The sequence below is a fragment of the Peptoniphilus indolicus ATCC 29427 genome, assembly GCF_000227315.1.
Classification (GTDB): Bacteria; Bacillota; Clostridia; order Tissierellales; family Peptoniphilaceae; genus Peptoniphilus; species Peptoniphilus indolicus.
Genome location: NZ_JH165064.1, coordinates 61,220 through 69,521, shown reverse-complemented (window position 1 = coordinate 69,521; position 8,302 = coordinate 61,220). Strand labels below are relative to the sequence as shown.

9 protein-coding genes are annotated in these 8,302 nt (G+C 30.7%); all 9 read left to right on the top strand.

Annotated elements, in window-relative coordinates:
- Positions 1 to 1,603, top strand: a 1,603-nt coding sequence (locus HMPREF9129_RS07895; RefSeq protein ID WP_040552859.1) for an ABC transporter ATP-binding protein, incomplete at its 5' end; no start/stop codon positions are given.
- Between the two features lie 146 nt (positions 1,604 to 1,749).
- Positions 1,750 to 2,445 (top strand): hypothetical protein, encoded by a 696-nt coding sequence (locus tag HMPREF9129_RS07890; RefSeq protein WP_004822320.1) that lies wholly within the window; start codon positions 1,750 to 1,752, stop codon positions 2,443 to 2,445.
- A 245-nt stretch (positions 2,446 to 2,690) separates the two neighbouring features.
- Entirely contained in the window at positions 2,691 to 4,037 is a 1,347-nt protein-coding gene (locus HMPREF9129_RS07885) for an NEAT domain-containing protein (protein ID WP_257009233.1), read from the top strand.
- A gap of 75 nt (positions 4,038 to 4,112) precedes the next feature.
- A complete protein-coding gene (locus HMPREF9129_RS07880) occupies positions 4,113 to 5,063 on the top strand; it encodes a heme-binding Shp domain-containing protein (RefSeq protein WP_004822316.1) in 951 nt (316 codons plus the stop codon).
- On the top strand, positions 5,053 to 5,925 hold the full coding sequence (isdE, locus tag HMPREF9129_RS07875) for a heme ABC transporter substrate-binding protein IsdE (RefSeq protein WP_004822315.1): 873 nt from the start codon (positions 5,053 to 5,055) through the stop codon (positions 5,923 to 5,925). Before HMPREF9129_RS07880 ends, isdE begins: the two co-directional genes overlap by 11 nt.
- Positions 5,912 to 6,901, top strand: coding sequence for a FecCD family ABC transporter permease (locus HMPREF9129_RS07870; RefSeq protein ID WP_040552857.1), 990 nt, complete (start codon positions 5,912 to 5,914; stop codon positions 6,899 to 6,901). The genes isdE and HMPREF9129_RS07870 overlap by 14 nt, the downstream gene beginning before the upstream one ends.
- A complete protein-coding gene (locus HMPREF9129_RS07865) occupies positions 6,891 to 7,655 on the top strand; it encodes an ABC transporter ATP-binding protein (RefSeq protein ID WP_040552856.1) in 765 nt (254 codons plus the stop codon). The genes HMPREF9129_RS07870 and HMPREF9129_RS07865 overlap by 11 nt, the downstream gene beginning before the upstream one ends.
- Positions 7,656 to 7,754, top strand: a complete 99-nt coding sequence (locus HMPREF9129_RS12465; RefSeq protein WP_257009231.1) for a flavodoxin family protein — start codon at positions 7,656 to 7,658, stop codon at positions 7,752 to 7,754.
- On the top strand, positions 7,736 to 8,173 hold the full coding sequence (locus HMPREF9129_RS07860) for a flavodoxin family protein (protein WP_306424725.1): 438 nt from the start codon (positions 7,736 to 7,738) through the stop codon (positions 8,171 to 8,173). Before HMPREF9129_RS12465 ends, HMPREF9129_RS07860 begins: the two co-directional genes overlap by 19 nt.
- The last annotated feature ends 129 nt before the right edge of the window (positions 8,174 to 8,302 follow it).

The window sequence follows — 8,302 nt, the reverse complement described above, 5'->3', positions numbered from 1 at the left end:
AGACTTAAAAATTCAGATGATTTGTGCAGTTTTCTTTGGAGCAATGGGACATATATTTGCCACACTAATACCTGGGCTAGGAGGATATAGTTTAGCAAAATTAATACTTGATAAAGATATAAATTTAAAAACTATAGTAGGAATTATATTTATTCTAGCAATTTTAAGAGCAGTATTTAAATATATAGAGCAGCTATTTAACCACTATGTTGCATTTAAAACTCTAGCCATAATTAGAGATAAAGTATTTAAAAAATTAAGAGAGTTAGGGCCTGCTAAAATGGAAGAGAAAAACAAGGGTAAATTAATTTCCATAATAACGGCAGATATAGAGCTTTTAGAAGTATTTTATGCCCATACTATTTCTCCTATATGCATAGCTATAATTCATACATTAGTATTTTTAATAATATTATATAGCTTTAGTCCATTATATGCCTTAGTTCTACTAATATCTCATTTAATCTTAGCAATCATTGTACCTATAGTAACGGAAAAATCAGCAAGAGATATAGGTGCAGTACAAAGGGAAGATTTATCAGCACTAAACTCTAAAATTTTAGAGGCATTTAAAGGGCTAAAAGAAATTATTAACTTTAATTACGAAAAAACACTGTTAAAGGAAATAAATAATCTAACTAGAAAGCTAAATAAATCCACTAAAATACTGTCTAAAAAATCTGGAGAAAACTTTGCCCTATCGTCTGCAATAATTATTATTGCAAACCTAATATTTGTAATAGTGGGGGCAAATCTATATATTAAAAATAAAGTAGATATACTAGGGTTAATATTTCCACTGACTATATTTATTTCATCTTTTGGCCCGACTTCAGCATTATCTAACCTTGCTAATAATCTAATACTGACCTTTGCATGTGCTAAGAGGGTACTAGGACTATTAGACGAAGAAGCAGAAGTAGAAGAAAATATTATGGGAAAGGAGATTATTTATAACAATTTGGAGCTTAATAAAGTGGACTTTTCTTACGATAATACTAGCCTTATAGAAAACTTTAATTTAAAAGCAAATCTAAATCAAGTAATAGGTCTATCTGGTAAAAGTGGTTGCGGCAAGTCAACTGTAATAAAACTTATAATGAGATTTTATGATACTAATAAAGGAAAAATATATTTAAATAACGAAAATTTAAAAACAATAAAAACTTCTAATTTAAGAGAGAACATCTCATATACATCTCAAGAAACTCATCTGTTTAAAGGAACAATAAGAGATAATCTAAAAATAGCAAAAGAAGATGCAACAGAAGAAGAATTAATAATAGCCACAAAAAAAGCCAATATTTATGAATTTATAGCAAGTTTAGAAAAAGGCTTTGATACAGAAATAGTAAAAGAAAATAAACTTCTTTCCACAGGACAAATACAAAGACTTGCCCTAGCTAGAATGTTCCTAAGAAAATCAAAACTATATATATTAGACGAGCCAACAGCAAATATAGACGCACTAAATGAAGGTATAATACTAAAATCCCTATACAAGGAAAAAGAAGATAAGACAATAATAATATCTTCTCATAGAAAATCTAGTCTTAGAATATGTAATAATATAGTAAAAATGAATAGAGAAATAGAGTCGTAGGTGATAAAAATGATTAAACTAGACTTGACCAAAATTCAAATACAATATCTTTTATATATAAAAAGCAAAAAAACAACAAGACAATAACATCCACATCAATTTGCTTCAACTGCTCAAAAACGAATTCAAAGAAAATTTTAGATAGAATGGTAACACTTGGAGTACTTTATAAAGATGGTCATGAATATAATCCAACAAAAATCGGAGATAAACTTGCAAATTGTTATGATAAAAAACGTAAAAACATTATTCTGGTTTTACAAAAAATATTCAAAATAGAAAAAAATATAGCAGAGGAATTATCATTTGAAATTATGGGAAGGGGGATGGAAGAATTCTATAGTAGCATAGATGAAAGAGCAGAAAAAATAGAACAAATAGAAAAACTCTCAGCTAAAGTAGAAAAAGAAAAATTAATAGAACTCTTAGGAAGAGGAAAGCATAAAATAAATTTTTGTATCTATAAAAATCACGAAGATAAAGCAGATTCATTTATAGAAAAATCCATGGCATCTATGGGATTTGAAGAAGATGCACATTTAATTATTGACGACAATCCTTATATAAGCCTAAAATCTAAAATAATAGAAAAACCGAAAGAAGGCTATAAGAAAAAAGGAATAGCTACTAAAGTTTTCTACTACAAAGATAACAAAAAATATGAAATTAATTCAAACGAAAGAGAGTTTAAGATCCCACTAGACATCATTGACTACTGGAATAACACAGGAGAGGTAATACTACAAGCAGGTCTTATGCTAATTATAAAATCACAAATTGGAATGAATCTTCATATAAAAGAAGCAAATTTCTTATTTTCTGTAAACTTAGGTTTAATTTAAAAATAAAAACAAATTGTCATAGCATATAAGAAAAATCCATTATAAACTTGTATTTCAAACCGATTTATTAAAAAAAACATTCATAAAACACAAGAAACAAATAAAATTCATAGAAAAAGTAAACCATAGGCAACTAGTCGTCATAAATAAACTACTAGCAATAATGTTAAAAACATATTAAAATAAAGCTGTATGATAACGATTATCAATTACAAAGGGGGAGTGATATAATCGTGAAAAATATCTTGAAAATTAAAATAACAACCTTGTTAATTTTAATTTTAACTATAATATTTTCTGTAAATATATATGGAGCAGAAAATCAAAAAGATGAAGTCCCAGAGAAAGTAGAAATAAATTTAGAAGATGGATATTATAAAATTCCCATAGCCCTATGGCACGCAATAGAAGATAAGGAATCTATGGGGAACCAGGCGATGAATCAAATAGGAGAGCTAGAAGTAAAAGATAAGGAAGGCTTCTTGTACATAGGCTCAGATAAAATGAAGTATATGAGTATAACCGCATCTCTTATAAACATCTATTTCCAAAAAGAAGATGGAAATTATTATCCAGCAGAGCCTGGCGCATTTGAAATGGAAATACCAAAAGAAAAGGAAAAGCGACCTATAGTTTTTAGAACTAAACTAGTAAATATGGACAATATGCCAAAAGTTTATGTAGATCCAAAGGTCGAACCGATGGGCGATGAACCCATAAGGGCAAGAGTAAAGCTTGACTTTACAAAAGTAGAAAAAATATCCGAAGATGAATCAGTACTTATAAATAAATTTAAAAATGGTGCAAAAAAAGCAGAATATTCTAAAGAAGATTCAGGGGAAGTAGAAAATAAAAATCTTTTTGTATCCTATGGACCAGATACATTTACAGAAGCGTTTTCCTTTTATGGGAATAAATTATCCGGCAAGGATGCTGAAGAATATTCAAAAGATTTCGATCCACTTGATCAAGTAAATGTATTTAAAATCGAATTTTTAGGACCATTAGAAAAAATAACTGGCAAAGAAGATAGCATACAAGCAACAAGAAAGAAGCTAAAGCCAGAAAAAGAATTTGAATTAAGTTTGCCACTTCTTAAATTTACAAAAGAAGATAATTTAGCATTATACGACTGCACAGAAGGAGAAAAACAAAAAATAGACTTTACCTATACTGACGAACATATAAAGGCAAAAGTGAAAAATCCAGGAGTTTATCTACTAGTAAAATCAGGCTCAAACCCTGTTGCAACTTCTGAAGGAAAACAAGAAAATAAAACTCCTAATAAAACTACCAAAGAACAAAGAGAAAAGGCCTTTACAAAAAGTGTAAAAAAACCTGTAGTAAAACCAGTGAATAAATCAGCTGTTAACGGGTCTACAACACCACAGATAAATCAAACACAAATGTCAAAACAACCAGTACAAAGTTCGTTACAAAAGCAATTAGATGTAGTAAATGGTGAGAAAGGCAAAAACGAAAATATAGAATACGCAAAAGAAAGCATAGAAGAAAATATAAAAGAAAAAGAGTCTAAAGGAATAATAACGCTAATATTATTAACTTTTATTTTTTTAATACAGCAGCGATAATAATTATCAAAAAGAACCTAGGCGAAATTAAAAATATGAAAGAAGAAATACTATTTATAGGAGGGCTAAAAAAAGATGAAGAATAAAAAAATACTAAGCATAGTCCTACTACTAATAATATTTACACTAAAAACAAATGTAAATGCCTATACACAAGAAATAGCAAAGGCAACACCTTACTATCAACACCCTGTAACAGGAGTTATAGAAGACCCTGGCAATAACCCGGGTATAGGGCAGGGGATGACCGAAAATGTATTAAACCCTCAAGCACTTGTAGAAACAACAGATGACGGAAGAATATTCTTATCCGTAAGATACAGTCTTGCAAACTATATAAAAAATGAAACCTTTGCAGTTCAAAATTACGGCGAAGAAGGATTTTATTCAGTAGCAGCAGAAGTAACTGGACAAGGAGAAGAAACAAGGGATTATAGAATTGAAATACCAAGTAAAAATGTAATAGTAAGAGCGACATTTTTCGTAGGACCAATGGGAAGAGATGTAATATTCTACTACACAATATCGGATCTCGTACCAGGAAATACAGATTTTGCATCTTTAGAACAAAATCAAAGTCTGCAACAAGAACAAACTGAAAATACACAAGAAATACAACAAACACTTCCACAACAAAATTCACTACAAAATACAGAAGGTTTAAAACCAGTAGAAAACAATGTGCAAGTAGGGCAAATACTAGCTCCACAAGCACAGGGAGGAAAAGTAGAACAAAAAATAGTAAACTCTAAATTTTCAGCTGGCGATTTAGGATATTCCCATGGGTTACTCACCAAAGACTCAGAAGTAATAAAAAAAATATATTACTCAGACGAAAATGAAGAAGATGAAGTAAAAGAAAAGACAAGACTAGGGAAAGTAACTATGGCATTTATCTATTCACTTATAGGGTTAGTAGTAATAATTACATCATTAGCAATAATATTGGCACTACTATCTTATTTCTATAAAAATAATGTGGAAGAAAAATTAAACAAATTAAGGAGTGAAACATATGAAGATTAAAAAACTCCTAACAATAGCATTGTCCCTACTATTATGTACATCTTGCGTAAATCAAAAACAAAACAAAAAACAAACAGGTGGACAGCTAAAAATAGCAGCAACATCAATGGCTACAGTCTATATAATGGAAAAGCTAGACGTAGATTTAGTCGCAGTACCGGACTCAAAAATAGACCCTATGCCCAAAAGGTATAAAGATGTCCCCAAAGTTGGTATGGCAATGACCCCTGATATAGAAAAATTAAAGATGATTTCACCAGATTATGTATTTTCGCCAGTTTCACTTATATCAGACTTATTGCCAAAATATAAGGCGGCAGAAATAGACTATGGATTTTTAAACCTTAGCAATATAGAGGGAATGTATAAATCAATAGAAGATTTGGGAGAACTCTTAGATAGAAAAAAAGAAGCAAAAAAACTCGTAGACGACTACCATAAATTTATAAACGAATACAAAGAAAAACACAAAGACAAAAAAACACCAAAAGTATTAATACTAATGGGACTTCCCGGTTCATATGTAGTGGCGACAGAGAACTCATATGTCGGTAGCCTTGTACAATTAGCCGGAGCAGAAAATGTCTATGCAGGAACAGACCAACAATTTATAACAATAAACACAGAAGATATGCTTAAAAAAGATCCCGACATAATATTAAGAACAGCACATGCACTTCCTGATGAAGTAATGGAAATGTTTAAAAAAGACTTTGCAACAAATGACATTTGGAAACACTTTAGAGCCGTAAAAGAAGAAAAAGTCTATGATCTGGACTACAAAAAATTCGGCATGAGTGCAAAATTTAACTATAAAGAAGCATTAAATGATTTGGAGGAAATTTTATATGAAAAAAACTAAAATGATTTTAGTATTTTCAATATCTGTGATAATCCTTCTAATATTAACCCTATTTTCAGCAAAAACAGGCTCAATAGAAATGACTTTCTCAAAACTTATAAGAGGTCTTTTTGTAGAATTTGACAGCGAAGTAGCTACAATATATGACTTGAGATTTCCGAGAATAATAATAGCAATAATAGCAGGAGCGGCAATAGGAACAAGCGGAGTGATGCTTCAAGCAGTAATGCAAAACCCACTCGTAGATCCGGGCATCATAGGCATATCATCAGCCGCATCACTTACAGGAACAATCGTCCTATTACTTGCACCGGGAATTTTCTATCTCGTACCAGCACTATCAATACTTGGTGGAATAATTGCCTACCTATTAATATATTCCATAGCATGGAAGGGCGGTTCAAACCCAATTAAACTCATATTAGTGGGGATTGCCCTAAATATGGTCTTTATAGGAATATCAGAAGCCATAAAAGCGATGACAGGCGGCAACCTTACAAATGTTCAGTCAATAATAGAAGGAAATGTAGCACAAAAAACTTGGGCAGACGTAAGAATAATGACAATTTACGGAATAATAGGACTTGTACTTTCACTCATAACTATAAGATCTTGTAACCTCTTATCATTAGAAGACGAAACCGCAAAATCAATCGGCGTAAATGTAAATAGAGATAGATTTCTAGTAGCACTAGTAGCAATAATGCTCTCAAGCGTTGCAACAGTACAAATAGGAGCAATAAGCTTTTTAGGACTAATAGTACCACATATAGGAAGAATGATAGTAGGTGCAAATCACAAACACCTCTTGCCATTCTCTATGATTTTAGGAAGCATAGTTCTTTTACTATCAGACACATTAGGAAGAATAATAGCATATCCTTACGAAATAAAAACACAAGTATTAATGTCTGTGTTCGGAGGAATATTCTTCATAATACTTTTAAAAACAGGAGGACGAGAATATGGAAATTAAGCACTTGTTCTTCGCATACACAAAAGAAAACATAATAAAAGACTTATCGCTTAACTTTAAACAAGGAAAGATAACAATACTACTCGGCTCAAATGGTTGTGGAAAATCGACACTTTTCAAATTATGTACGAGAAATCTAAAACCAAAGATGGGGACGATAAGACTTGATGGGAAAAACATAAGCGACATAAATAGAAAAGACTTCGCAAAAAAAGTCGCAATAGTAAAACAAAAAAATAGATTAGATTCAGACATAAAAGTAGAAGAATTAGTAAGTTATGGCAGAAATCCCTACCTTCCATTTATGGCAAGATTGACAGAAAAAGATTATCAAAAAATAGATGAAGCAATAAAACTATGCGGACTCGAAGAAATAAGAGATAAAAAAGTAAATCTATTATCAGGTGGGCAGACACAAAGAGTTTGGATAGCAATGGCAATAGCACAAGATAGCGACATACTTTTTTTGGATGAACCAACAACCTATCTCGACATAAAATATCAGATAGAAATATTGAACTTAGTAAAAAGACTAAACAAAAATCTTAACAAGACAATAATAATGGTTCTTCACGATATAAATCAGTCCATAAAGTATGCAGATGAAATCGTAGGGATGTATAAAGGCAAAATAGTATTTAACGGAAAGCCTAAAGAAACACTTACAGAAGAAAATATATCAAAAATATTTGATACAAAATTAAAATTAGCACAACTTGAAGGAGAAACAATAGTATTAGCAAGGGAGAATTAAATGAGGGGAATAATTGCATATTCATCAAAGACAGGAAACACAAAGAAGATGGCAGAACATATCTATCTCGAACTAAAAAAATATGTGATGTCGAGATAAAAGACATAAAAGAAATAAAGAAAGATCCAAAACTAGAAGAATATGACTTTGCACTAGTAGGTGCATGGATTGATAAAGGAAAACCTAATAAAGAAGCAAAAAATATAATAGAAAATACAAAACAACAAAACCTCGGCATATTTGTAACCATGGGAGCAATGCCAGACTCACCACATGGCATGGATGTATCCAAAAATTTAGAAGACTTACTTAAAAATAGAAATTCACTCGGATATTACAAATGCCCCGGCTTGGTAGATAAAAAATTAATAGAAAAAATGCGTGGATTTACAGGAGCGATTGTGCCGAAAAAAATAAAAGAAAAAATGATACAAACAAGCATCGAATCAAGACATGCAACAGAAGAAGAATTACAAGAAGCAGCAGACTACTTCTATGAAAAATTAAACAAAATATAAAAATATTAGTGGGTGTGTGGGTGGGATTAGGATAGTAAATTATAACTATTTAATAATTATATAAATACTAAATACTTAAATAATTAAAAATAGTATTTAGTAAGTTTAAGGAGGAGAGATGGACAAGAG